We start from the raw sequence: 23,287 nt of genomic DNA on the forward strand, positions 1-23,287 counted from the left end.
GGGAGCTGCACAGTCATGGAACTGCACGACGTCTGGTTCGTCCTCATCGCCGTCCTGTGGACCGGCTACTTCTTCCTGGAGGGCTTCGACTTCGGAGTCGGGATCCTCACCAGGCTGCTCGCCCGCGACCGGCCCGAGCGACGGGTGCTCATCAACACCATCGGGCCGGTCTGGGACGGCAACGAGGTGTGGCTGCTCACGGCGGGCGGCGCGACGTTCGCCGCCTTCCCCGAGTGGTACGCCACGCTCTTCTCCGGCTTCTATCTGCCCCTGCTGCTCATCCTGGTCTGCCTGATCGTGCGCGGCGTCGCCTTCGAGTACCGGGCCAAGCGGTCCGAGGAGAACTGGCAGCGCAACTGGGAGACCGCGATCTTCTGGACCTCGCTCCTCCCGGCGTTCCTGTGGGGCGTCGCCTTCGGCAACATCGTGGGAGGCGTCAAGATCGACCGGAACTTCGAGTACGTGGGCGGCTTCTGGGACCTGCTCAACCCGTATGCGCTGCTCGGCGGTCTGGTGACGCTGACGCTGTTCACCTTCCACGGGGCGGTGTTCACGGCGCTCAAGACGGTGGGCGACATCCGGGGGCGTGCGCGGAAGCTGGCGTCGAAGGTCGGTGTCCTCACCGCCGTCCTCGCGCTGGTGTTCCTGACCTGGACGCAGATCGACAGCGGTGACGCCAAGAGCCTGGTGGCCCTCGTCGTGGCGGTCGCCGCGCTGATCGCGGCCCTCGTGGCGAACCAGGCAGGACGGGAGGGCTGGTCGTTCGCCCTCTCCGGCGTGACCATCGTGGCCGCCGTGGCGATGCTCTTCCTGTCGCTCTTCCCGAACGTGATGCCGTCCTCGCTCAACGAGGACTGGAGCCTGACGGTGACCAACGCCTCGTCGAGTCCGTACACCTTGAAGATCATGACCTGGTGCGCGGGGGTCGCCACTCCGCTCGTCCTGCTCTACCAGGGCTGGACGTACTGGGTGTTCCGCAAGCGGATCGGCACACAGCACATCGCCGAGCCGGTGCACTGAATCCGGCGCAGCCCGGGCGTAGGTGGTGTTTCACGTGAAACACCACCTACGCGGGAGAGAGGGTGTGTTTCACGTGAAACACACCAGCCGAGAAGAGGGTGTTTCACGTGAAACCGATCGACCCGCGTCTCCTGCGGTACGCCCGAGCCACCCGTGCCTTCCTGGTGGCGGTCGTCGGCCTGGGCGCTGCGGGGGCGGTGCTGGTCATCGCACAGGCGATGCTGATCGCCGAGGCAGTGGTCGGAGCCTTCCAGCACGGCATGACGGTCACGGAACTGCGCACCCCGCTGGTGCTGTTGGCGGCAGTGGCGGTCGGCCGTGCGCTGGTCGCCTGGCTCACCGAACTCGCCGCGCACAGGGCCAGCGCCGCCGTGAAGTCCGAGCTGCGGGGCAGGCTGCTGGAGCGGGCCACCGCCTTGGGGCCCGGCTGGCTCACCGGTCAGCGCACGGGTTCTCTGGTCGCCCTCGCCACGCGTGGTGTGGACGCCCTCGACGACTACTTCTCGCGTTATCTGCCACAGCTGGGTCTGGCGGTGGTCGTGCCGGTCGCTGTGCTGGCGCGGATCGTGACCGAGGACTGGGTGTCCGCCGCGATCATCGTCGGGACCCTGCCACTGATCCCGGTCTTCATGATGCTGATCGGCTGGGCCACGCAGTCGCGGATGGACCGTCAGTGGCGACTGCTGTCCCGGCTGTCGGGACATTTCCTGGACGTCGTCGCCGGCCTGCCCACGCTGAAGGTGTTCGGGCGGGCGAAGGCGCAGGCCGAGTCGATCCGCCGCATCACCGGGGAGTACCGGCAGGCGACCATGCGGACGCTGCGGATCGCCTTCATCTCGTCGTTCGCGCTGGAGCTGCTGTCGACACTGTCGGTGGCCCTGGTCGCCGTGACGATCGGCATGCGGCTCGTGCACGGCGAGATGGACCTGTACATCGGGCTGGTGGTCCTCGTGCTCGCCCCCGAGGCGTACCTGCCGCTGAGGCAGGTCGGAGCGCAGTACCACGCGGCGGCCGAGGGCCTCGCGGCCGCCGAGGAGATCTTCGAGGTGCTGGAGACGGCGGTGCCGGAACCGGGCACGGTCGCGGTGACCGGCGGCGGCCTGGCCTTCGAGGAGGTGACCGTCCGCTATCCCGGACGGACCGTCGACGCCGTCTCGTGCGCGTCGTTCACCGTCCGGCCCGGCGAGACCGTCGCGCTCGTCGGGCCCAGCGGCGCGGGCAAGTCGACCCTGCTGAACACGCTGCTCGGCTTCGTTCAGCCGGCCGAGGGCCGGGTGCTGGCAGGGGGCGTGGATCTGGCGGAGGCCGACCTGGAGCAGTGGCGGTCGCAGGTCGCGTGGGTGCCCCAGCGACCGCACCTCTTCGCAGGGACGATCGCCGAGAACGTACGGCTGGCGCGCCCCGAAGCCGACGACGCGGACGTGCGGCGGGCGCTGGCGGACGCGGGGGCTCTGGAGTTCGTGGACGGTCTGCCCGCCGGGACCGGCACCGTGCTCGGTGAGGACGGTGCCGGGCTGTCCGCCGGACAGCGGCAGCGGCTCGCGCTGGCGCGGGCGTTCCTCGCGGATCGTCCTGTGCTGCTGCTGGACGAGCCGACGGCGGCGCTCGACGGGGAGACCGAGGCGGGGATCGTGGCAGCCGTGCGGCGGCTGGCGGCCGGACGGACCGTGCTGCTGGTCGTGCACCGGCCCGCGTTGCTCGCGGTGGCGGACCGCGTGGTGCGGCTGGAACCGGCCGGGATCGGGACCGACACGACGGCCGGGATCGGGACCGACACGACGGCCGGGACCGGGACCGACACGACGGCCGGGACCGGGACCACGGCCGGGACCGGGACCGGGACCGACATCGGCTTCGGCACCGGGCCGGGCGCGGCGGCCGGGGAGATCGCGCGCGGTCGCCTGGAGGCCGCGCCCCCGGATGATCACGTCCCTTCGGCGGAGACGCCGGAGACGGCGGTCGCGGCCGGCCCGGGCGCGCTCGGGCCGCACCGCGACGGGCAGGGCGACGGAAAGGGCGACGGCGTGCTCGCGCGGATCCGTGCCATGGCCCGGGCGAGGCGCGGGCGGCTCACCCTCGCGCTGCTGCTGGGGAGCCTCGCCCTCGGGAGCGCGGTGGGCCTGATGGCCACCTCCGGCTGGCTCATCTCGCGGGCCGCGCAGCAGCCGCCCGTGCTGTACCTGATGCCGGCCGTGACGGCGACCCGCGCCTTCGGCATCGGACGGGCGGTGTTCCGCTACGCCGAGCGGCTCGTGTCGCACGACGCCGTGCTGCGGATGCTGGCCGACACCCGGGTCGCCGTCTACCGGCGGCTGGAGCGGCTGGCGCCTGCCGGGCTGCGCACGACGCGGCGCGGCGATCTGCTGTCGCGGCTCGTCGCCGACGTGGACGCCCTCCAGGACTACTGGCTGCGCTGGCTGCTGCCCGTCGGCGCGGCCGTGGTCGTCTCGACGGGGTCCGTCGCCTTCTCGGCGTGGCTGCTGCCCGAGGCCGGGGCGGTGCTCGCCGCCGGGCTGCTGGCGGCCGGGGTGGGCGTCCCGCTGGTCACCGGAGCGGTGGCACGCCGGGCGGAGCGCCGGCTCGCCCCCGCCCGGGGGACGCTGGCCTCCCGCACGGCCGACCTGCTCACGGGCACCGCCGAGCTGACCGTGGCGGGCGCCCTGCCCTCCCGTACCGCCGGGGTGCGCGCGGCGGACTCCGTGCTCACCCGGATCGCCTCACGCACCGCCACCGCCACCGCGCTCGGCGACGGACTGACCGCGCTGGTGTCCGGGCTGACCGTGACGGCCGCGGCGCTGGTGGGGGCCCGGGCGGTCGCGGACGGCCGGCTGGCCGGCGTGATCATGGCGGTGGTGGTGCTGACGCCGCTGGCCGCCTTCGAGGCCGTCCTCGGACTGCCTGCGGCCGTGCGGTACCGCCAGCGGGTGCACCGCAGCGCGGAGCGGGTGTTCGAGGTGCTGGACTCCCCCGAACCGGTGCGTGAACCGGAGCGGCCCGTCCGTGCGCCCGCGTCGCCGTTCCCGCTCGTGGTCCAGGGGCTGGCCGCCCGTCACGCCGGGCAGGACCGGGACGCGCTCACGGGTGTCGACCTCACGCTGACACGGGGGCGCAGGATCGCCGTCGTGGGAGTCTCCGGCTCCGGCAAGACCACGCTCGCGCAGGTGCTGCTGCGGTTCCTGGACCCGGGCGCCGGTTCGTACACGCTGGCCGGGGTGGACGCGCGCGCACTGGACGGCGACGACGTGCGCCGGTTCGTCGGGCTGTGCGCCCAGGACGCGCACCTCTTCGACAGCTCGGTCCGGGAGAACCTGCTGCTGGCGCGGAAGGGGGCGAGCGAGGCGGAGCTGAGGGACGCGCTCGCGCGGGCCCGGCTGCTGGAGTGGGCCGACGGCCTGCCCGAGGGGCTCGACACCCTGGTGGGCGAGCACGGAGCCCGGCTGTCCGGCGGACAGCGGCAGCGGCTGGCACTGGCCCGGGCGCTGCTCGCCGACTTCCCCGTCCTGGTGCTCGACGAGCCCGCCGAGCATCTGGACCTGCCGACCGCCGACGCGCTCACCCATGACCTGCTGGCCGCCACCGAGGGCCGCACGACCCTGCTCATCACCCATCGGCTGGCCGGCCTCGAGGAGGTCGACGAGGTGGTCGTCCTGGACGAGGGCCGGGTGGTGCAACGCGGCCGGTACGCGGAGCTGACCGCCGTGGCGGGCCCGCTGCGCCGCATGACCGAGCGGGAGGAGGCCGCGGAACTCCTGGCGGCACCGTGACCGGACGGCTGTGGCGCGGACGGCCCGTGCGGGCGGCCCGTTCGTCCGTGTCCGCCGTGGGCGGTAGCCGATCCGGCGGTAGCGGGCTGCCGGGACAGTCGCGGGCGAGCGGCCGGGTGGGGGGGCTAGCCCCGCTCGGCGAGCAGCCGCTCGATGACGACGGCGACGCCGTCCTCGTTGTTGGCGACGGTGTGCCCGGAGGCGGCCGCGAGGACGTCCGGGTGGGCGTTGCCCATCGCGTACGACCGGCCGGCCCAGGTGAGCATCTCGACGTCGTTCGGCATGTCCCCGAACGCGACGACCTCCTCGTGGGAGATGCCGCGCTCCGCACAGCACAGGGCGAGCGTGCTGGCCTTGGAGACGTCGGGGCCGCTGATCTCCAGCAGGGCGCTGGGGCTGGAGCGGGTGACGTTGGCGCGGTCGCCGATGGCCAGCCGGGCGACGGTGAGGAAGGCGTCGGGGTCGAGCGTGGGATGGAACGCGAGGATCTTCAGCACCGGCTCACCGGCGCCCGGCGCGTCCGGGGCGAGCAGCTGCTCGGCCGGAGCGAGGTGGTCGGGGATCTCCATGTGCATCTTGGGGTACTGCGGCTCCTGGTAGAAGCCGTAGGTCTGCTCGACGGCGTACATGGTCCCGGGCGCGGCCTCGCGCAGCAGCCGGACGGCGTCCAGCGCGTTGTCCCGTGCCAGCTCGCGCACCTTGACGAAGCGGTGGGCGCCGGGGCCGCCGTGCAGGTCGACCACGGCGGCGCCGTTGCCGCAGATGGCGAGGCCGTGCCCGTGGACGTGGTCGCTGACGACGTCCATCCAGCGGGCCGGGCGGCCGGTGACGAAGAAGACCTCGATGCCCGCCTCCTCGGCTGCGGCGAGTGCGGCGACCGTGCGCGGGGACACGGACTGGTCGTCGCGCAGCAGTGTGCCGTCGAGATCGGTGGCGATGAGCCGCGGCGGGAGGGCGGCGGCCGGGGTCTCGGGCTGTCGGGTCGCTGAGGTCACCGGGCCATTCTCCCGCATATGCCCGCACGACCGTGCGAGGGCCCGCACGCCTAAAAGGCGGGCACGCCTACGGGGTGGGTGCGCACGTCTGCGGGGGCGGGCACGTCCGCGGCGCGGGCGCGCGGCACGGGCGGTCCGATGCCGGGCGGCTGTGGTGCTTCGGGGGTGTCGTGGGGCACCTCCGGAGCCGACGTAGGCTCGAGGGCATGAACCTGCGGCTGAGTACCGTGATCCTGCCCGTCGACCGCTGGCACGAGGGAGGCCGGGCCAAGTGGCGGCGTGCCGAAGAGCTCGGCTTTCACGCCGCGTACACCTACGACCACCTGTCCTGGCGTTCCTTCCGGGACGGCCCCTGGTTCGGGGCCCTGCCCACGCTCACGGCTGCCGCCACGGCCACGGACCGCCTGCGCCTGGGCACCCTGGTGACCTCGCCCAACTTCCGCCACCCGGTGACCCTCGCCAAGGAGCTGATCTCGCTCGACGACGTCTCCGGCGGCCGGGTCACGCTGGGCATCGGCGCGGGCGGCAACGGCTTCGACGCCGAGGTGCTGGGCCAGGAGGCGTGGACGCCGCGGGAACGTGCGGACCGCTTCGGCGAGTTCCTTCCGCTGCTCGACCGGCTGCTCACGGAGGACGCGGTGAGCCACCGGGGCGTGCACTACTCCGCCGAGGAGGCCCGCAACATCCCCGGCTGCGTCCAGCGGCCCCGGCTGCCCTTCGCGGTGGCCGCCACCGGGCCGCGCGGGCTGAAACTGGCGGCCCGGTACGGGCAGGCGTGGGTGACGACGGGCGACCCCAGGCTGTACGAGGCGGGCACCCCGGAGCAGTCGGACGCGGCCCTGCTGGGCCAGCTCGACAAGCTCGCCAAGGCGTGCGCCGACGTCGGGCGGGACGCGGCGGAGCTGGACCGGATCCTGCTGACCGGGTTCACGCCGGACCGGGCCGGGCCGCTGGAGTCCGTGGAGGCCTTCGTCGACTTCGCGGGGCGGCAGCGCGAGCTCGGCTTCACCGAGATCGTGGTGCACTGGCCGATCGCGGACTCGGACTTCGCCGCCGATCAGGCCGTCTTCGAGGACATCGCGACCGAGGCCCTCACCCGCCTGGGCTGAGGAAGGGGGCGCCGGGGCGCCGGTGTGTCGGGCGCTCCCGCGCCCCGGCGCCCCGGCGCTCCCCGCCTCAGTTCAGCCAGCCCTTCTCGAGCGCGAGGAGTGCGGCCTCCACACGGTTGGCGGCGCCGAGCCGGCGCATGATGACCGCCAGATGCTTGCGGTAGGTGCGCACGGACACGCCGAGGCGACGCGCCGCCGTCTCGTCCTTGTCGGCTTCTCTGAGCATGACGAGGATCTCGCGTTCGATGTCGGACGGCAGGTCCGTGTCCTCGCCGGGGAGTTCCTCCGCGGCGGCCCACATGCGCTCGAAGAGCGTGACCAGGGTGGCCACCAGCCCGGGTTCGCGCACGAGCAGCGCTCCCACCGCGGTGTGGGCGGGGTCGATGGGGGTCAGCGCGGCCGACCGGTCGACGATGATGACGCGCTCGATCGGGTGGTGGGAGATCCGCACCTCGGCTCCGTGCGAGACCAGGTCGCGCATGTAGGTGAGCGTGGTGTCGTGCTGCAGGATCGCCGACCCCATGATCATGCGCATGCGCACGCCACGGCGCAGCAGCCGCATGTTGATCGGGTGTGACACGGCGATGGACTCCTCGGTGAGGCGTCCCATCGGCTCCGTGGTCAGGTCCTCGGTCCGGGCGAAGAAGGTCAGCTCGTCGATGGCCTCACGGACCGCCTCGATGCCGTGCAGCTGGGTGATCATCCGGCTGTGGTCGTCCGTGGCCGCGCGGGGCGAGGGAGCGGCGGTCAGGCGCTCCCGGAACAGGGACTCGATGACCGAGTGCCGGGCGGCCTCGCCCTCCAGGTCCTCCCGCAGCCGGCGCAGGCGGCCGTCGATCAGGGCGTCCACGGCCCGGGGCGGCGGGACCGGGCGTATCGCACCCTGGGTGTTCCGGGTGGCGAGCCCCAGTGCGACCAGCCGGTCCAGGGCCGGCTGCTCCGACGACGCGGACTCGTCCTGACCCGGCTCCTGGGAGCCGGACGCGGACGAGTCGCGACGCAGCAGAGCGCGGTACAACCGCTCCTCCTCGTCGTTCACCCCTAGGAACGCGAGCAGATTGCCCATGTTTTTCCCCCTGTTTGATGATCGATCACACCGCGGTCCCTGGAATCCTCAGACGCACGTACCCGACTGTCAACGAAGGGTTGACGTCATACGTCCCCCGGTTGCGTATCGGATGCGGGCTCGGCCCTGAGGCGGGCCCGGCGGGACGGGGGAGCCGCTGCAGCTTGAGGAATCCGAGGGTGCAGCAAGCTGCGCGCAGATGGCCTCGTTCCGGCCCCCGCCAGACGGCAGAGTCGTTCTCGCAAGGAAGCACGAACACCGCAGAACGAACACCGCAGAACGAACGCCGCATCGAGCATCCGAGGAGACATCCCGTGAACCGTTCCACGTCCCGCAGCGCGCTGTCGTCCCGTCGTCGTGGACACGTCGTCGCCGGTCTGCTGACCGCGGTGACGATCGCCCTGGCCGGCCAGGGAACGGCCGCCGCCGCCGAGCAGCCGGCGCAGAGCCGGACGGCGTCGGAGACCGTGGCGGCGCACGGGGCCGGGAACGAGACGGCGCACGGGACCGGGAACGGGGCGGCGTCCGCCGCCGGCCTCGGCGGGCTGCTCCACGTCCTCGGCGGTCTGCTGCCCGACGTGACGCTGCCGAAGAACAACAACGACTGGCAGTAGTCCGCGGCCCAGGCCGATCCGACCCGACGACCGAGGAGAACCCGAAGCCATGACCGACTACTCCGTGCTCCTCCCCTGCGTCCCCCGCCGCCTGGAGCAGGCCCTCCCCTTCGCCGGACTCGTCCGGTGGACCGGGGCGACCCGTCTCTGGCAGGGACAGGCCATGGTGATGGAGCCTCATCAGACCTTCGCCGGTCTGGCCGGGGCCGGGTTCCGGGTCCCGACCGGCTTCGGCGTCACGCTGATGCCGCTGCGCCACCCGTACGAGGCCGCCCTGCAGGCGCGGTCGGTGGCGCTGGCCACCGGGGAGCCGGTGATCGCGGGCTTCGGTCCGGGAGCGACGGCCTTCCAGGAGAACATCCTCGGAGCCCCGTACGACAAGCCGCTCCAGGTGGCGCGGCAGTACGTGACGGCGGTGCGCCGTCTGCTCGACGGCGAGACGGTCGTCATGGACGGTCCGCAACTGACCTTCCGGGGGCAGCTGGCTCCGGTCGCGGCGCCCCGGGTCGACGTGGGTCTGGGAGTGCTGAGGCCGGCGATGGCGCGGCTGGCGGGCGAGGTGGCGGACGTGGTGATCACCTGGCTGACGCCGCCCGGATATCTGCGGGACGTCATCCTGCCCGCGGTGGCCGAGGGCGCCGAACGGGCGGGGCGGACGTCACTGCCCCGGGTCGTCGCCATGGTCCCGACGGGACTGGAGAAGGAGGGGCGGGAGGGTGCCGGGCCCGAACGGCTGGCGCTGGCCGGCAACGCGGCCCACATGCAGGCCCCGCACTACCTGGACATGCTCGGCCGGGCGGGAGTCGACGTGGGCTCCGGGCGGCTCGAGGACGTGGCGCGCGGCGTCGTGGAGACCGGCGCGTTCGCGGGCGGCGATCTGCCGCAGGCGGTCAAGGCGCTCCGGGCGTACGAAGACGTGGGAGTGGACGAGATCGTCCTGAACACCACCGCCGTGTGCAAGCTCTTCGGCGCCCAGGAGTCGCTCGCGGACCTGTCGGCGATCCTGCGGGCCGTCCCGGCGCCGCACTGAGCGACCGCTCGCCGTCGGCTGCCCCGGCCGGCCGGCCGTTCGGCGTCGGCTGCCCACAGCCGGCCGCCCGTCGGCCACCGGTCCGTCGACAGGCGTTCGTCGCCGGCCGTCGCCCGGCCGCTCGTGACCGGCGCCCCGCGCCGCACCCGATTCCCTGCTGCCCCGAGGCAGAGGGGGAAGCAGACCAGCAAAGGATTCTCTGGCATGGACATGACTGATCGTGGGCGTCTGAAGCAGCACCTCATCTCCTGGGCCACCGCCTCCCCGCTCGCCGGACCCTCCGGCGCAGGCATCGGCACGCTCGTCCTGGCCGACGCGCAGCACATTCCCGCCGTCACCGCCGCCGGACTCGTCGGCCCCCGCACCCTCCTCCTGGCGCCCGACGACGGCGCCGGCGACCTCGCCCCCGCCGTCGGCTACCAGGGCAGCCTCACGGAGCCCGGCGACGAGTTCTCCAACGGCCAGGACTTCTTCCTGCAGACCCACGCCTACGCCGCCAGCCCCTTCATGACCGTGTTCGGGCCGACCGTCGTCCGCGTCTTCGACCGACACGACTTCGAGGTCTTCCTCGCCGACGCCGACCGGGCGCTCACCCAGGGCGTGTTCCCCGAGTTCCTGCTCACCTCCTCGGTGCTGCTGGCCGATCCGGCCGCGCTGAGCGGCGCCGACGACCCGGCGGACGGACCGGCCCTGCGCCTGTACGCCGACCGGAACGGACAGGTGTCCACCAGTCCCACGGGAGCGGTGCTCGGCACGGTCCACGACAGCCTCGACGTCCTCGCCGAGCGCTTCGCCGGGGCCGGGAACGGCGCCGCCGCGCTCGACGCGGCACTGCCGGCGCAGACCCGGGCCGAAGCCCTGAGCAGCCGCCCGTTCCTCGCCCGCTACCTCGCGGCGGTCGCCGCGCTGCGCAGCCTCATGGCACGCGGAGCGACCGGACTGAAGGTCTCCGGGTTCGGTCACCGGCTGACGCCCGGGCTCGCCGTGCCCGGCGACGACCTGGCGGACCCCGCGCTGCCGATCGTGCTCTACGGGGACGAGGACTCCTACGTCGTGGCCGGCAGCCGGCTGTTCGCCGTCGACCGGCGGGCCGCCCGCACCCTGGAGTGCCTGCTCGCCACCTCCGGAGCGGTGGACGACCGCGTCCCCGCCGCCCACGTGGACCAGCTGGCCGACCTGTTCGCCTCGCACGGCCTGGAGCTCCCCGTACCGGTGCGCGTCCCGGCGGCCGCCCGATGAGCGCCCCGGCCATGCCCCTCACGACGGCCGAAGGCGGCGTCCTCGCCGCCCGCCGGAGGGCGGAGCTCGCCGACAGGGTCCGCGTCTGCGGCCTGTACGACGCCGCCGGCGCGCCGGTCTACCACGACCTCGCCACCTACGACGACCCGGAGACCCGGGCCCTGCTGACCGCCGTGCGGACGACGCCCGGCCCCCTGCTCGACCTCGCGGCCGGCTCGGGACGGTTCACCCTGCCGCTGCTCGCCACCGGCCGGGAGGTCACCGCCCTCGACCTGTCCACCGACATGCTGGCGCTGCTGAGGACCCAACTGGACCGGGCCCCGGCGTCGATGCGGGCCCGCTGCACCGTGGTGCAGGGCGACATGTCCCGGTTCGACCTGGGACGCAGCTTCCCGCACATCCTGCTCGGCACCACGTCGCTCTCGCTCCTCGACGAGGACGGCCGCGCGGGTCTGTACCGCAGTGTCCTGGCGCACCTGGCCGAAGCGGGCCGGTTCCTGCTGACCGTCCTGGAACGGGGCGACGGCGACGGACCCGACGAGACCGTCGTCCGGGCCACCGGCGCCGGCGGCACCGTCTACGAGCTGTACGAGCACTGGCCCGCCGGCGCCGACAGCCGCACCGTCACCCTGTTCCCCGCCGACCCGCCGCAGGACGACAGCCCCGTCACCGTCTGCACGGACCGCGTGGCCGTCCTCGAGCTGCCCCGCATCGAGGAGGAACTCGCCGCGTCCGGCCTGACGGTCACCTCCCGCCGGCTCCTCTCGCCGCCCGACGAGCGTCACCGCGTGACACTCCTGACCACGGAAGCCTCCCGATGACCGCGCTCTGGCCCTACCTCATACCGCCCTCCAGCCACGGCGACGACAGCCTCTGCGCCGTCGGCGCGGCCGGACACCGCGTCACCTTCGCGGACGGCAGCACCGCCCTCGACGCCGACAGCGGGCTCTGGAACGTGAACCTCGGCTACGGCAACGCGAGGATCGCCGAGGCCGTCGCCGAAGCCGCCGCACACGCCTCCTACCTCGGGGCCTTCCGCTTCGAGAACAGCTACGCCCGTCGCGCCGCAGACGACCTGCTGCGGGTCTGCGGGCCCGACCACTACGCCCGGGTGCTCTTCTCCACCGGCGGCGGCGTCGCCAACGACGCGGTCATGAAGCTGGCGCGGATCTACCACGCCGTGCAGGGCAGTCCCGGACGCAACCTGGTGGTCGCCCTGCGGGGCAGCTTCCACGGACTGACCTTCGGCGGCTTCGCCCTGACCGGCGAGGACCTGGGACAGCGGGTCTACGGAGTGGACCAGCGGCTGATCCGCCACGTCACCCCGAACGACACGGCCGAACTGGGCCGGCTGATGACCGCCCTCGGCGGCCAGGTCGCCGCCGTCGTGGTGGAACCCGTCGTCGGCACCGGCACCCTCCCGCTCGACGAGGCGTTCGTCGCCGAACTGGGCCGTCTGCGCGACGAGTACGGCTTCCTCCTGGTCGCCGACGAGGTCGCCACCGGCTTCGGCCGCACCGGAAGCTACTTCGCCTCCGAGAGCTGGCCGGGCCTGCCCGACGTGCTCGTCACGTCCAAGGGCCTGACCAACGGGGCCTGCCCCGCCGCGGCCCTGGTGATGTCCCACCGGGTGACGAAGGCCCTGGTCGAGCACGACACGGTGTTCGCCCACGCCGAGACGCAGGGCGCGACCGCACTCGCCTGCGCCGCGGTCAGCGCCACGATCGCCGAGATGGAGCGCCTCGACGCGGTGAACGCGGGCCGCGACGTCGCCGCCTGGCTCGAGCAGGGGCTGGCGGAACTGGTCGAGCGGCATCCGCTCGCCACGCACGCCACCGGCGTCGGCTGCTTCCGCACCCTGCATCTGACGCACCCCGACGGCCGCGCCCTGGCCGGAACGGACGTCGCCGAACTCATCACCCGGATCCGGCACGCGGGCGCCCTCGTCCACCCCGGTCCCTCCGGCATCCAGCTCGTGCCCTCCCTGACGTACCGCCGCGCCGAGGTCGCCGAGCTCATGACCTGTGTCGAGGAGGGCCTCGACAGCCTGCTGCCGGCGACCTCCCTGGCCGCGAGGAGCTGACCCCATGCCCGTCTCTCTCGACGCCTACGACCGGATTCCCGGACTGCTGCGGGAACTGCGCCCCACCGGCGTGACCGTCCTGGCCGACCCGGCCGTGGCCGCCCACGCCGTCACCCGGAACGTCACCGCCGAGATCGTCCGCGCCGGGTTCACGCCCACCGTGGCGGTCACCCCGGCGGACGGAGGGATGCGGGCCGTGGAGGCCCACGCCTCCCGGTTCTCTCCCGGTGAGCTGGTCGTCGGCGTCGGCGGGGGCAGCACCCTCGACTTCGCGAAGCTCTCGGCCGCCGTCGGCCGGCGTCCCGGACTCCTGCGCTACCTGACCTCAGCGCAGCGCAGCGGCCTCGTGGCGCTCCCGCTCTCGGAGGGAGAGCACGCCGAGGTCCTCGCGGTACCCACCACCCTGGGCACCGGCAGCGAGGCGGGGCCCGTGGCCTGCTTCCCGCACGGGGACGGCAAACGCATCGCGATGGGGGAGTGCCTGCGCCCCCTCGCCGCGCTCAGGGTGCCGGAGGCCACCGAGACCCTCCCGGGGCCGCTCGTCCTGGACGGCGTCCTCGAAGCGATCTTCAGGACCGTCATCCCGTACAGCAGCGACACCCTCGACCTTCCGCAACAGGACGCCGCCGTAGAGGAGTTGGCGGGAGAACTGCTGACGGCCGGTGACGAACTGGCCCGGAGTCTCGCCGCCGGCCGGCCGGCCCCCGCGGCGGAGCGGCTGCGGGTCGCCCGGCTCAGCGCCGAGAGCCAGCGCGGAGCCATCAACGTCGGCCGCAGCCCCTACGCGGTGAAGTGCTGGGCCCTCGCCAACGAGCTCTCCACCACGCTGGGCCTGGCCAAGATGCGCGCGGTCGCCGCCCTGTGGCCGGTCGTGTGGCGGCAGGCCCTGCGGGGAGACACCCGCTTCGGCAGCGCAGACCGCGTCCACCGCCTGTGGGAACGCCTGGGGCAGCGGGCCCCGTGGCTCGCGCCGCGGCCCGACGACGGCCTCGAACAGCTGATGCACCGCTGGCGGATCGACCGCACCGTGCACCTCGCCCCGCACCTGCGCCACCACGTCGCCCTGCGCAGCGTGCGCGCCTGGGGCGCAGGACTGCCCACCCTCGCCGGGTTGAGCGCCGACGACGTCGTCGCGCTCCTCGCCGAGGCCACCGAGCCGACCGCCTTCCCGGCCGGCTCCCCCGAACCCCTCCCGGCGGCCTGAGCGCCGACCGGGAGGACCACCCGCACCACCCGCACCACCCGCACCACCCACACCACCCGCACCACCCGCACCATCCCACCGGACAGCGCCCCGGAGAAGCCGGGACGCACCGAACACGAGGAGAACGTCATGACGAAGCACACGCTGGTCGAGCAGGAGCTGCAGGAGCTCGGCACCGAGCTGGAGATGCAGGAGCTCGAGGCAGTGCAGGCCCCGGGCTGGGCCACGAGCGTCGGCGTCAGCGTCGGCATCTCGATCGTCTCCGTCGCCTGGAGCCTCACCTGATCGAGCCGGCTCCGGCCGTCCGGTCCACCGTGCCGTGCCCCGCGCACGGCAGGACACCCCCCGACGGCTGCCGCCCGGCCCGGTAAGCCGCGTGGCAGCCGGGGGAACCCCGGAACCCCCGGGTCAGCACGCACCACATCCGCCGTAACAGCCGAGAGAGGCAACTGACATGAGCGAGAACCCGGGCACCGTCGAGAGCTTCGACAACGCCGACCTGGTCGAGCTGGAGATGCAGGAGCTGGAGGCGCTGGAGGCGCCGGGCTGGGGCACCATCAGCGCCGTCTTCTCCGCCGGTGTCTCGGTCGGTGTCTCGATCACGCTGACCTGATCCGTTCCGTCCCGTTCCCTTCCGCACCGCGCCGACACCCGTCGAACCACCGAGAGAGGCAACCGACATGAACGACAACCCGGGCACCGTCGAGAACTTCGACAACGCCGACCTGGTCGAGCTGGAGATGCAGGAGCTGGAGGCGCTCGAGGCGCCGGGCTGGGGCACCATCAGCGCCGCCTTCTCGGTCGGCGTCTCGGTCGGCGTCTCCGTGACCCTCACCTGAGCCGCACCACGCCCCAACTGCACCACCGCACCACCCGCACCAACTGCACCACTCACACCAACCCGTAGAACACCTCTGAGAGGACATCACCATGGCTGAGAACCTGGGCGCCATCGAGAACGCCGAGCTCGTCGAGCTGGAGATGCAGGAGCTCGAGACCCTCGAGGCCCCCGGCTTCTGGACCGGCGTCTCCATCGGCACCGCCATCAGCGCCTCCGTCGCCACCTCGATCACCCTCACCTGAGAGCGACTCCGGCGAGCGCACTGACGCGGTGGGGGACGGAGTGACCGCATCCCTTCCGCACCTCGGAACCCGACTCGGGTGAGACCGAGGATCTGCGGTGGTCCGGCCGGCTACGGCCGGCCGGACCACCGAAAGGGTGCCGCGCGCTCTCCCCCTCCCCGCCGCCGTCCCGCAAAGGAAACGCCAGTGAGCGCTGTCACGAGCCCCCCGCCTCCCACCGTCCCGGCCCACACGAGGCGCCCCCGCCTCGCCCCGAGCGCCGAGGTCCACTCGCCCGCCGACGGACAGGGCGACTGGGTTCTCCAGCACGGCGCCCGCTACGTGCGGATCACCGAACACGTCGCGGATCTCGTCCAGGAACTGGACGGGGAGCGCGACCACGAGACCCTCGCCGCCCGGCTGGGCGGCTCCTGGAGCACCGAGCGGGTGGGCAGCGCGATCTCCCGGCTCGACTCCCTCAGACTGCTCGACGACGGCGAGACCAAGGCGCCCGCCGTCGCCCCCCGCTTCCAGATCGTCCCGCCGATGACGCTCCAGCTCACGCTGCTGCGGCCGGGACGCACGATGCAGGCCCTGCGCCCCGTGTTCGCCCGCCTCTTCTCCCGGGGGGTCGTGGCGGCCGGGATGCTCTGCGTCCTCCTCGGCGCCGGCGCCCTGATCGCCCAGCGCGACGCCGTCGCGGTGACGCTGAACAGCCCGCTCTCCGCGGTCTCGTTCACCGGAGTGCTCGTCGCGCTGCTGCTCGGCGTCTCCCTCCACGAGCTGGGTCACGCCGCCGTCCTCATCCGCTACGGGGGCCGGCCCTCGCGCATCGGCGTCATGCTCTTCTACCTGATGCCGGCGTTCTTCTGCGACGTCTCGGACGCCTGGCGGCTCCCCGACCGCAGGCAGCGGGTGCACACCGCGCTCGCCGGTCCCGCGGTCCAGACGTCCCTGGCGGCCGCTTCGGCCCTCGCCGCCTGGCCCCTCGCGGACGGCACCGCCAAGACCTGCCTGCTGTTCTTCGCCGTCACCAGCTACGGAACGGCCCTGCTCAACCTGACGCCGTTCATCAAACTCGACGGCTACATCGCCCTGATGAGCCACGTGGACGTCCCGTACCTGCGCGACCGCGCCATGGCCGACGCCCGCCGCGCCCTCGCCCGCTTCCTGTTCGGCGGCACGTACCAGCGCGAACTGCCCACCCGGTGGACCGTCGTGTACGGCTTCGCCTGCCTCGCCTTCCCCGTGTACTTCCTGAGCACCGCCCTGCAGACCTGGCTCGGCACGCTCCAGCGGGTCGGCTGGGTCGGACTCCTGCTGGCCGCTTCCGGGCTGTCGTACATCGGGTGGATGCTGGTCCGCGGCGCGCTGCGGCTCTCCGCCGAGGTCAAGGCCGCCGGCGTCCGCAGGGCCAGGGTCGGCGCCGTCTGCGCCGCACTGGGCGCCGCCGTGTGCGCCGCGCTGTTCCTGCCCGTCCACCAGACGGTGGCCGCCGCCTACGTCACCGACGCCTCCGGCACCCGGCTCGTCCTGCCGCAGGGCTCCTCGGCCGAACTGGTCCACGGCGGGCAGCGCGTGATGCTGAAGACGAACGGCCTGGTGCTGCAGGACGACGTCGCGACCGCCCGGGTCGGATCCGCCCCGGCCGCACAGACCGAGGTCCCGGTCTCCACCTACTTCCCCGTCGACCTCGGAAGCGCCGTGGACATGGACTCGACGGCCTTCCCGCTGGACCTCGACCGCACCCCGACGCCGGCCACCGGCACCGCCGAGGTGGAGCTGGGCAGCGTGCCCCTGTGGAAGTCCCTCCACCGCACCTACGTGCTCCCGTTCCTGCCCTTCTGACTCTGGAGACACCGTGCTCGACACCCGGTTCATCAACTTCTGCCGCGCGGACTCGCTCTTCTACGACGCCGCCGCCGCCGAATCCACCGGCGCGGACTTCCACGAGGGCCGGACCCTGCCCGAGGGCTGGACCGCCACCCGAGGACGGGAGTGGACCGTCTGCGTCCCGCCGGACTCCCGCATCCCCGACCAGGGCTGGAAGATCCACGTCGCGGCCTCCCCCGACAACGCCGCCGAACTCCTCGACGCCGTGGTCCCGTACTGCGTCGAGCACGGGCTGATGTTCAAGTACATCTCCGACCTGGAGACGCTCGGCCGGCGCGGCAGCAAGTACGGGGACCGCACCGCCAGCGGCAAGTTCATCACCGTCTACCCCGTCGACGAGGCGGCTCTGCGCACCGCCCTGGACGGCCTCGACGACCTCGTCGGAGGGACGCCCGCACCGTCCGTGCTGAGCGATCTCCGTTGGAAGCAGGGGCCGTTGTACGTGCGTTACGGTGGCTTCGTGCTGAAGACCACCCGCCTCAAGGATGGCACCCTGGCACCCGCGATCACCGCACCGGACGGCGAACTCGTCCCCGACGAGCGGCGCCCCGGCTTCCGTCCCCCGGCATGGGTCACCCTCCCCTCCTTCCTGCAGGAGGCGGCCGACGAGCGGCGCCGGGGCACCCTCACCGATTTCCCCTTCCGCGTCTACAAGGCCCTGCACTTCTCCAACGGAGGCGGCGTGTACCGCGCCGTCGACAAGCGCGACGGAACCGAGGTGCTGCTCAAGGAGGCCCGTCCGCTCGCCGGTCTCGACGCGGCCGGCGACGACGCCGTCACCCGCCTCGAGCGCGAGCACTGGGCGCTGTCCCGGCTCTCCGGCCTCCCGTCCGTGCCCACCCTGAGGGACGTGCGCAAGGGCAACGAACACCTCTTCCTGGCCCGCGACTACGTCGACGGCACTCCGCTGACGGAGCTCGTCCGCCTGCGGCACCCCTACGGCACCACCGACAACACGCCGCGGGCCCGCGCGGAGTACACGGCCTGGACGCTGCGCATCCTGGACCAGGTCGCCGAGGGCGTGGCCGCCATGCACGAGCGCGGTGTCGTCTTCGGCGACCTGCACCCGGGCAACGTCCTCGTCCGCCCCGACGACACCGTCGCCTTCATCGACATGGAGACCGCCACGCCCGCCGAGGAGATGCGCGCGCAGGCCATGGGCTCCCTCGGCTTCCGGGCCCCCGACCACCTCCGGGGCCCCGACGTCGACCTGTTCGCGCTCGACGTGCTCCGGCTGACCATGTTCGTCCCCATGCCGCACGTCGTGCCGTGGGGCACCGAGAAGATCCGCACGCTGATCGACGTGGCCGCCCGCGACTTCCCGCTCCCCGAGTCCTTCGTCCGGCAGATCGAGCGCGGCCTCGGCGACGACGTCCTGGGCGCGCGGACGGAGTACGGCGTGCGCTGGCCCGCCGCCGGGGAGGAGACCGGGGGCCTGATCGCGGACATCGCCGGCTCCATCGTCGAGGCGGCCACCCCCGAGCGGACCGACCGCCTCTACCCGGGCGACGTCTCGCAGTTCATGGTCGACGACGGCGGCGTGACCTTCGCGTACGGGGCCGCGGGTGTGCTCTGGGCCCTGCACCGCGCCGGCGCCGAGGCTCCCGCCGAACACGTCCAGTGGTTTCTCGACCGGTCCGAGCAGGTCGCCGGAGACGGTCCCGGTTTCCTCACCGGCCTCGCCGGCGTCGCGTACACCCTGGAGGAGCTCGGTCATCCCGACGCCGCCGACGCGGTCATGGACCGTGCCTTCGCCGGGTGCGACGCCAACGTGGGGTCCACCCTGGCGACCGGGCTCTCCGGACTCGGCCTGACCGCACTGCACCTGGCCGCCCGGCGCGGCGACGACCGCCGCCTGCGCCAGGCGCTCGAACTCGCCGACCGGCTGCCCGACACCCCGGCGCCCCAGCGCGTCGGACTGCTGCACGGTCGCTGCGGCCGTGCGCTCCTGCTGCTGCGCCTGTACGAACACACCGGCCGCACCGACCTGTTGGAGCGGGCCCTGACCGAACTCCACGCCGAACTTGAGCGCATCGGGGGCGACGACTTCGACGACCGCTTCCTCAGCGGCGGACTCGAGGGCTCCGCGGGCATCCTGATCGCGCTGCGCGCGGCACTGCGGCACACCCCCGACGACGCGCGGATACGTTCCGCCGTGGACCGGCTGCGGACCCTGCGGCGCGGCGGCTTCGCCACCTCGTGCGGCCTCCTGCACGGCCGGAGCGGTGAGCTCCTCGCCCTCGAGGACGGCGGCAGCGAGATCGAGCGGGACGTGCTGCGCTTCCACCTGGACGCCCTCGGCTGGGAGGCGATAGCCGCCGAGCCCGGACGCGTCGACTTCCTCGGCAACTACGGCTACCGCCTCTCCACCGACCTGGGCACCGGTTCGGCCGGAGTCCTCCTGGCCCTCGCCGCCCTGCGGGACGGCGCCCCGGCCCTGTCCTTCCTCGCCCCCTCGGCCGCCGGGGCGCGACGGTGATCGACATCCCGGCCACCCTCGACCCGGCCTCGGGCATCGCCCTGCGGTACGCGGTCACACCGCCGCACGACGGCGATCCGCTGTGGAGCAGCGCGGTCGAACTCCAGCCGGTGGACGGGTTCGAGGGCATCGTCGGCGCGCACGCTCCCACGGGTGCCACGGGTGCCACGGGTGCCACGGGTGCCACGGGTGCCACGGGTGCCACGGGTGCCACGGGTGCCACGGGTGCCACGGGCTCCGGGGGCGCGGGGGTTGTGCGTGCGGGCGTCACCGCCTCGGCGGGCTCCGTCGCCACCGCGGCTCCCGCCGGGCCGGGCGCCGGCGCCGGCGACCTCCCGCTGTCCGCCCGGTTCGCCGGGGCCAGCGGCTCCTCCCGGATCGACGCGCTGCTGCGCGGAGCGGGAGAGGCCGTCGAGCGGCGCGCTCTGCACCCCTCGGCCGCGCACCCCGCACGCTTCGGCCCCGCGGCCGGCCTGGCGGCCACGACGCTGTACGCGCACCACCCGGGCCACGCCCTGTCGCACCCGGACGCCGCGACGGCCGCCCTGTCCTGGTACGAGGCCCGCGACCTGGACACCGGTGTCCCCGTCCTGGTCCCCGCGGACCTCGTGGACTGGCCCGCCCGCCGGGCCGACCTGTTCGATCCGAGCCCGTCCGGGGCGGCGGCCGGCGCGAGCCACGAGACCGCTCTCGCCGCCGCGATGGTCGAGGTGACGGAACGGGACGCCCTCACCGTCGCCTGGGGCCGCCGGCTGTGTCTGCCGACGTACGTCCCCTCGCCCGCCGACACCGGGCTCTCGGCGATGTGGCGGCGGGCGCGCGCGGAGGGGCTGACCCCCGTGCTCGCCCGGATTCCCACCGCCGTCCCCGGGCTGTGGTGCATGACCGGCTTCCTGATCGACCCGGAGGGGCCGGGCGCCGTGGCCGCCGTCGGCATGAAGGCGTCGACCCGGCCGGCGGAGGCGGCCGTCAAGGCGTTCCAGGAGGCGTGGCAGGTACGGGCCGCGCTGCGGGCGCTGCGCGGCCAGGGCGGGGCCGGGCGCCTCGCCCCGATCGTGACGGAGCACGACCGGCTCTGCCACATGCTGACCCGCCCCGCGTACGAGAGCGTGCGCGACTGGGTCGCGGGCTTCCGGCAGCCGGACCCGCTGCCCGCTCCCTCGCCCGCGCGGGACCTGGAGGCCGAGGAGATCAGGCGGGCCATGACGGCCGACGGCGCGGGTCTCCTCGCCGTGGACCTCACGCCGCGCCTTCCGTCGGCCGTCGCCGCCATGGGCTGGCACGTCGTCAAGGTGCTGGCGCCCGGCTACCAGAGCCTGCGGATGGACGAGACGCACCTGTGGAGCTGGCACCTGCCCCGGCTGGCGTCGGCGCCGGAGCGCACCGGCTGCGCCGCCGGCCTGGACGATCCGCGCGAAGCGGCCCCGCACCCGCTGCCCTGACGTGACGGCGGTCCGCCGCCGCTCGATTCCCCCCACCAGAGCAACCGATCAACCGAGCTGAGAGAAGACACAGATGCTGGAACTGGAAGAACTCGTCCGAGACTTCGGCGATCACCGTGCCGTCGACCGGGTCTCCTTCCGGGTGTCCCGAGGCCGGTTGACCGGATTCGTCGGCGGAAACGGTGCGGGCAAGACCACCACCATGCGCATGATCATGGGCGTTCTGGCCGCGAACGGCGGCGAGATCCGCTGGGACGGCGCGCCCGTCACGGCCGCCGACCGCAGGGACTTCGGCTACATGCCGGAGGAGCGCGGCCTCTACCCGAAGCAGACGGTGCTCAGCCAGCTCGTCTACCTGGCCCGCCTCCGGGGCCAGAACGCCGCCGACGCCCGCCGCCACATGCTCGAACTGCTCGAGCGTCTCGGTCTGGCGGAGAAGAGCCAGGCACGGCTGGAGTCCCTGTCCCTGGGTAACCAGCAGCGTGTGCAGATCGCGGCCGCCCTGCTGGGCTCCCCCAAGCTGCTCGTCCTCGACGAGCCCTTCTCCGGGCTGGACCCGCACGCCGTGGACACGATGGCCGAGCTGCTGCGCGAGTACGCCGCCGCGGGCATCCCGGTGTTGTTCTCCTCCCACCAGCTCGACCTGGTCGAGCGGCTCTGCGACGACCTGGTGATCATGGCCACCGGTCACGTCGTCGGCAAGGGCACCGCGGACGAGCTCCGGCACCGCGACAAGCCCCGGTACCACCTGGTCACCGGCACGCCGGCCGGCTGGGCCCGTGACGTCCGCGGCGTGACCGACGTCGAGGAGCTGCCCGACGGAGCGCACGTCGAGCTCGCCGCCGACGCCGATCCCGGCGTGCTCCTGACGGAGGCACTGCGCCGCGGACCCGTCCACGCCTTCACCCCTGTCGTTCCCAGCATCGCCGACGTCTACCGGGAGATGACCTCCGCATGAGCACCGTGACCTCGAACCCCGCGCACCGGTCCGAGACGTCGCCCGATCCGCAGGGCACGCCCGCGGCTTCCGGTACCCCGCCCCGCACGGCCACCGCGGCCGCCTGGCGGATCGTCGCCGCCCGCGAGATCTCGGTGAAGCTCACCAACCGAGGCTTCCTGCTGTCGACGCTGGTCACCCTCGCCCTGATCGTGGGGGCGATCGGACTGCAGCTCTACCTCGCGGACTCGATGGGGAAGATCACCGTCGCGGTGGCCGACCAGCAGGCGGGCCGGATCGCCGGCCAGGCCGAGCAGCTGGCCGTCACGGCGGACCAGGACGTCGAGATCACGGTCCGGCAGGAGTCGTCCGCCGACCAGGTCCGCGAGGCCGTGCGGTCCGGCGACGCCGAGGCCGGGCTCCTCCTCGAGGGCGGCCGCTGGGTCCTGCTGGGCGACACCGGCCAGAACGACATCGCCGCCACGTGGATCGGCGCTGCCGTGCAGTCGAACGCCCTCGCCGAGAACGCGCAGGCCGCCGGCACCAGCCTGACGGCCCTCAGCAAGGGCGCGGAGGTCAAGCACGTCCTGCTGTCCGCCGACAAGACGCCCGAGGGCGCGGTCCGGATGACGACGTACTTCTTCGGCTTCCTCTTCTACCTGGCCGCGGTCCTGCTCGGTGCGGCGCTGGCGACGAGCGTCGTGGAGGAGAAGCAGAACCGCATCGTCGAGCTCATCGCCTCCTCGGTGCCGCTGCGGTCGCTGCTCGTCGGCAAGATCGTCGGTTCCACGCTGCTGGCGCTCGCCCAGATGGCTCTGTTCTGCCTGGTCGGCATCGGCGGCCTGGTGGCCACCGGCGAGCAGGACTTCCTGGCGGACATCAGCTCGGGACTGGGCTGGTTCCTCGTCTTCTACGTCGTCGGCATCGCCGTCCTGGCCTGCCTGTTCGCCGCCGCGGGCGCGCTCGCCACCCGCAGCGAGGACATCCAGTCCACCACGACCCCGGTGAACGCGATCACCGCGCTGGTGTTCATCGTCGGTGTCACCGTGACCGGCAATGTGCGCGAGATCCTCTCCTTCATCCCGCTGACCTCGACCGTCACCATGCCGGCCCGCGTCCTGGCGGGAGAGACCGCCTGGTGGGAGCCGGCCGCCGCGCTCGGCCTGTCGATCGCCGCCGCGGTGCTCATCGTCGGGGTGAGCAGCCGGGTGTACCGCCGGGCGCTCCTCCAGACCGACCGCAAGCTCTCGTTCCGCCAGGCCATGAAGCTGACGGACTGACCGCCCGGCCCTCCACGCCACCGCAGCACCACCGGCGCCACACACCACCGGCGCCACGCACCACCGGCGC

Annotated in this window: 20 protein-coding genes; 18 read left to right on the forward strand and 2 right to left on the reverse strand. The window is 73.4% G+C overall.

Annotated features, from left to right (window positions below; genetic code table 11):
• The first annotated feature begins 15 nt into the window (after positions 1-15).
• Together cydB and cydD are read left to right on the forward strand one after the other, a co-directional pair.
• Positions 16-1,020 (forward strand): cytochrome d ubiquinol oxidase subunit II, encoded by a 1,005-nt coding sequence (cydB, locus tag ACH4ZA_RS09870; RefSeq protein WP_398428752.1) that lies wholly within the window; start codon positions 16-18, stop codon positions 1,018-1,020.
• 107 nt (positions 1,021-1,127) lie between these two features.
• Positions 1,128-4,784, forward strand: coding sequence for a thiol reductant ABC exporter subunit CydD (cydD, locus tag ACH4ZA_RS09875; protein WP_398428753.1), 3,657 nt, complete (start codon positions 1,128-1,130; stop codon positions 4,782-4,784).
• A gap of 125 nt (positions 4,785-4,909) precedes the next feature.
• Here the strand turns inward: cydD and ACH4ZA_RS09880 are convergent, their stop codons facing one another.
• The gene (locus tag ACH4ZA_RS09880) at positions 4,910-5,797 is read right to left on the reverse strand and encodes a Cof-type HAD-IIB family hydrolase (RefSeq protein WP_319276973.1); all 888 of its coding nucleotides are present in this window, start codon (positions 5,795-5,797) and stop codon (positions 4,910-4,912) included.
• 188 nt (positions 5,798-5,985) lie between these two features.
• Here ACH4ZA_RS09880 and ACH4ZA_RS09885 point away from each other — a divergent pair, with 188 nt between their 5' ends.
• Positions 5,986-6,888, forward strand: coding sequence for an LLM class flavin-dependent oxidoreductase (locus ACH4ZA_RS09885; protein WP_398428755.1), 903 nt, complete (start codon positions 5,986-5,988; stop codon positions 6,886-6,888).
• Positions 6,889-6,955: 67 nt separating this feature from the next.
• Here the strand turns inward: ACH4ZA_RS09885 and ACH4ZA_RS09890 are convergent, their stop codons facing one another.
• Positions 6,956-7,954, reverse strand: a complete 999-nt coding sequence (locus ACH4ZA_RS09890) for a LuxR C-terminal-related transcriptional regulator (protein WP_319276979.1) — start codon at positions 7,952-7,954, stop codon at positions 6,956-6,958.
• 314 nt (positions 7,955-8,268) lie between these two features.
• On the opposite strand from ACH4ZA_RS09890, the gene ACH4ZA_RS09895 reads away from it, so the two are divergent.
• From ACH4ZA_RS09895 to ACH4ZA_RS09965, 15 genes are all read left to right on the forward strand, one after another.
• Positions 8,269-8,568: a hypothetical protein gene (locus ACH4ZA_RS09895; protein WP_319276981.1), complete on the forward strand. Its 300-nt coding sequence runs from the start codon at positions 8,269-8,271 to the stop codon at positions 8,566-8,568.
• Positions 8,569-8,617: 49 nt separating this feature from the next.
• Positions 8,618-9,598: an LLM class flavin-dependent oxidoreductase gene (locus ACH4ZA_RS09900; protein ID WP_319276984.1), complete on the forward strand. Its 981-nt coding sequence runs from the start codon at positions 8,618-8,620 to the stop codon at positions 9,596-9,598.
• A gap of 204 nt (positions 9,599-9,802) precedes the next feature.
• Positions 9,803-10,837 carry a daptide biosynthesis RiPP recognition protein gene (gene mpaB / locus ACH4ZA_RS09905; protein ID WP_319276987.1) on the forward strand — a complete coding sequence of 345 codons (1,035 nt, stop codon included), beginning with the start codon at positions 9,803-9,805 and terminating at the stop codon, positions 10,835-10,837.
• Between the two features lie 11 nt (positions 10,838-10,848).
• Positions 10,849-11,658, forward strand: a complete 810-nt coding sequence (gene mpaM / locus ACH4ZA_RS09910; protein ID WP_398428757.1) for a daptide-type RiPP biosynthesis methyltransferase — start codon at positions 10,849-10,851, stop codon at positions 11,656-11,658.
• Positions 11,655-12,920 carry a daptide-type RiPP biosynthesis aminotransferase gene (gene mpaD, locus ACH4ZA_RS09915; RefSeq protein ID WP_319276991.1) on the forward strand — a complete coding sequence of 422 codons (1,266 nt, stop codon included), beginning with the start codon at positions 11,655-11,657 and terminating at the stop codon, positions 12,918-12,920. Before mpaM ends, mpaD begins: the two co-directional genes overlap by 4 nt.
• 4 nt (positions 12,921-12,924) lie before the next feature.
• Positions 12,925-14,124: a daptide-type RiPP biosynthesis dehydogenase gene (mpaC, locus tag ACH4ZA_RS09920; protein ID WP_398428759.1), complete on the forward strand. Its 1,200-nt coding sequence runs from the start codon at positions 12,925-12,927 to the stop codon at positions 14,122-14,124.
• Between the two features lie 129 nt (positions 14,125-14,253).
• Positions 14,254-14,409: a daptide-type RiPP gene (locus tag ACH4ZA_RS09925; protein WP_199863707.1), complete on the forward strand. Its 156-nt coding sequence runs from the start codon at positions 14,254-14,256 to the stop codon at positions 14,407-14,409.
• Positions 14,410-14,578: 169 nt separating this feature from the next.
• On the forward strand, positions 14,579-14,737 hold the full coding sequence (locus ACH4ZA_RS09930; RefSeq protein ID WP_266722724.1) for a daptide-type RiPP: 159 nt from the start codon (positions 14,579-14,581) through the stop codon (positions 14,735-14,737).
• Positions 14,738-14,804: 67 nt separating this feature from the next.
• Positions 14,805-14,963 (forward strand): daptide-type RiPP, encoded by a 159-nt coding sequence (locus tag ACH4ZA_RS09935; RefSeq protein ID WP_319276998.1) that lies wholly within the window; start codon positions 14,805-14,807, stop codon positions 14,961-14,963.
• Between the two features lie 91 nt (positions 14,964-15,054).
• Positions 15,055-15,207 (forward strand): daptide-type RiPP, encoded by a 153-nt coding sequence (locus ACH4ZA_RS09940; RefSeq protein ID WP_173985607.1) that lies wholly within the window; start codon positions 15,055-15,057, stop codon positions 15,205-15,207.
• 186 nt (positions 15,208-15,393) lie between these two features.
• Complete coding sequence (gene mpaP, locus ACH4ZA_RS09945; RefSeq protein WP_398428762.1) at positions 15,394-17,034, forward strand: daptide biosynthesis intramembrane metalloprotease; 1,641 nt, start codon at positions 15,394-15,396, stop codon at positions 17,032-17,034.
• Positions 17,035-17,047: 13 nt separating this feature from the next.
• Positions 17,048-19,558 (forward strand): class III lanthionine synthetase LanKC, encoded by a 2,511-nt coding sequence (gene lanKC, locus ACH4ZA_RS09950; protein ID WP_398428764.1) that lies wholly within the window; start codon positions 17,048-17,050, stop codon positions 19,556-19,558.
• Positions 19,555-21,000, forward strand: coding sequence for a YcaO-like family protein (locus ACH4ZA_RS09955; protein WP_398428765.1), 1,446 nt, complete (start codon positions 19,555-19,557; stop codon positions 20,998-21,000). Before lanKC ends, ACH4ZA_RS09955 begins: the two co-directional genes overlap by 4 nt.
• A 73-nt stretch (positions 21,001-21,073) precedes the next feature.
• Positions 21,074-21,958, forward strand: a complete 885-nt coding sequence (locus tag ACH4ZA_RS09960; protein WP_319277008.1) for an ATP-binding cassette domain-containing protein — start codon at positions 21,074-21,076, stop codon at positions 21,956-21,958.
• Positions 21,955-23,217, forward strand: a complete 1,263-nt coding sequence (locus tag ACH4ZA_RS09965; RefSeq protein ID WP_319277011.1) for an ABC transporter permease — start codon at positions 21,955-21,957, stop codon at positions 23,215-23,217. Before ACH4ZA_RS09960 ends, ACH4ZA_RS09965 begins: the two co-directional genes overlap by 4 nt.
• Positions 23,218-23,287: the final 70 nt, after the last annotated feature.

The organism is Streptomyces sp. NPDC020597 (genome assembly GCF_044335095.1).
Classification (GTDB): domain Bacteria; phylum Actinomycetota; class Actinomycetes; order Streptomycetales; family Streptomycetaceae; genus Streptomyces.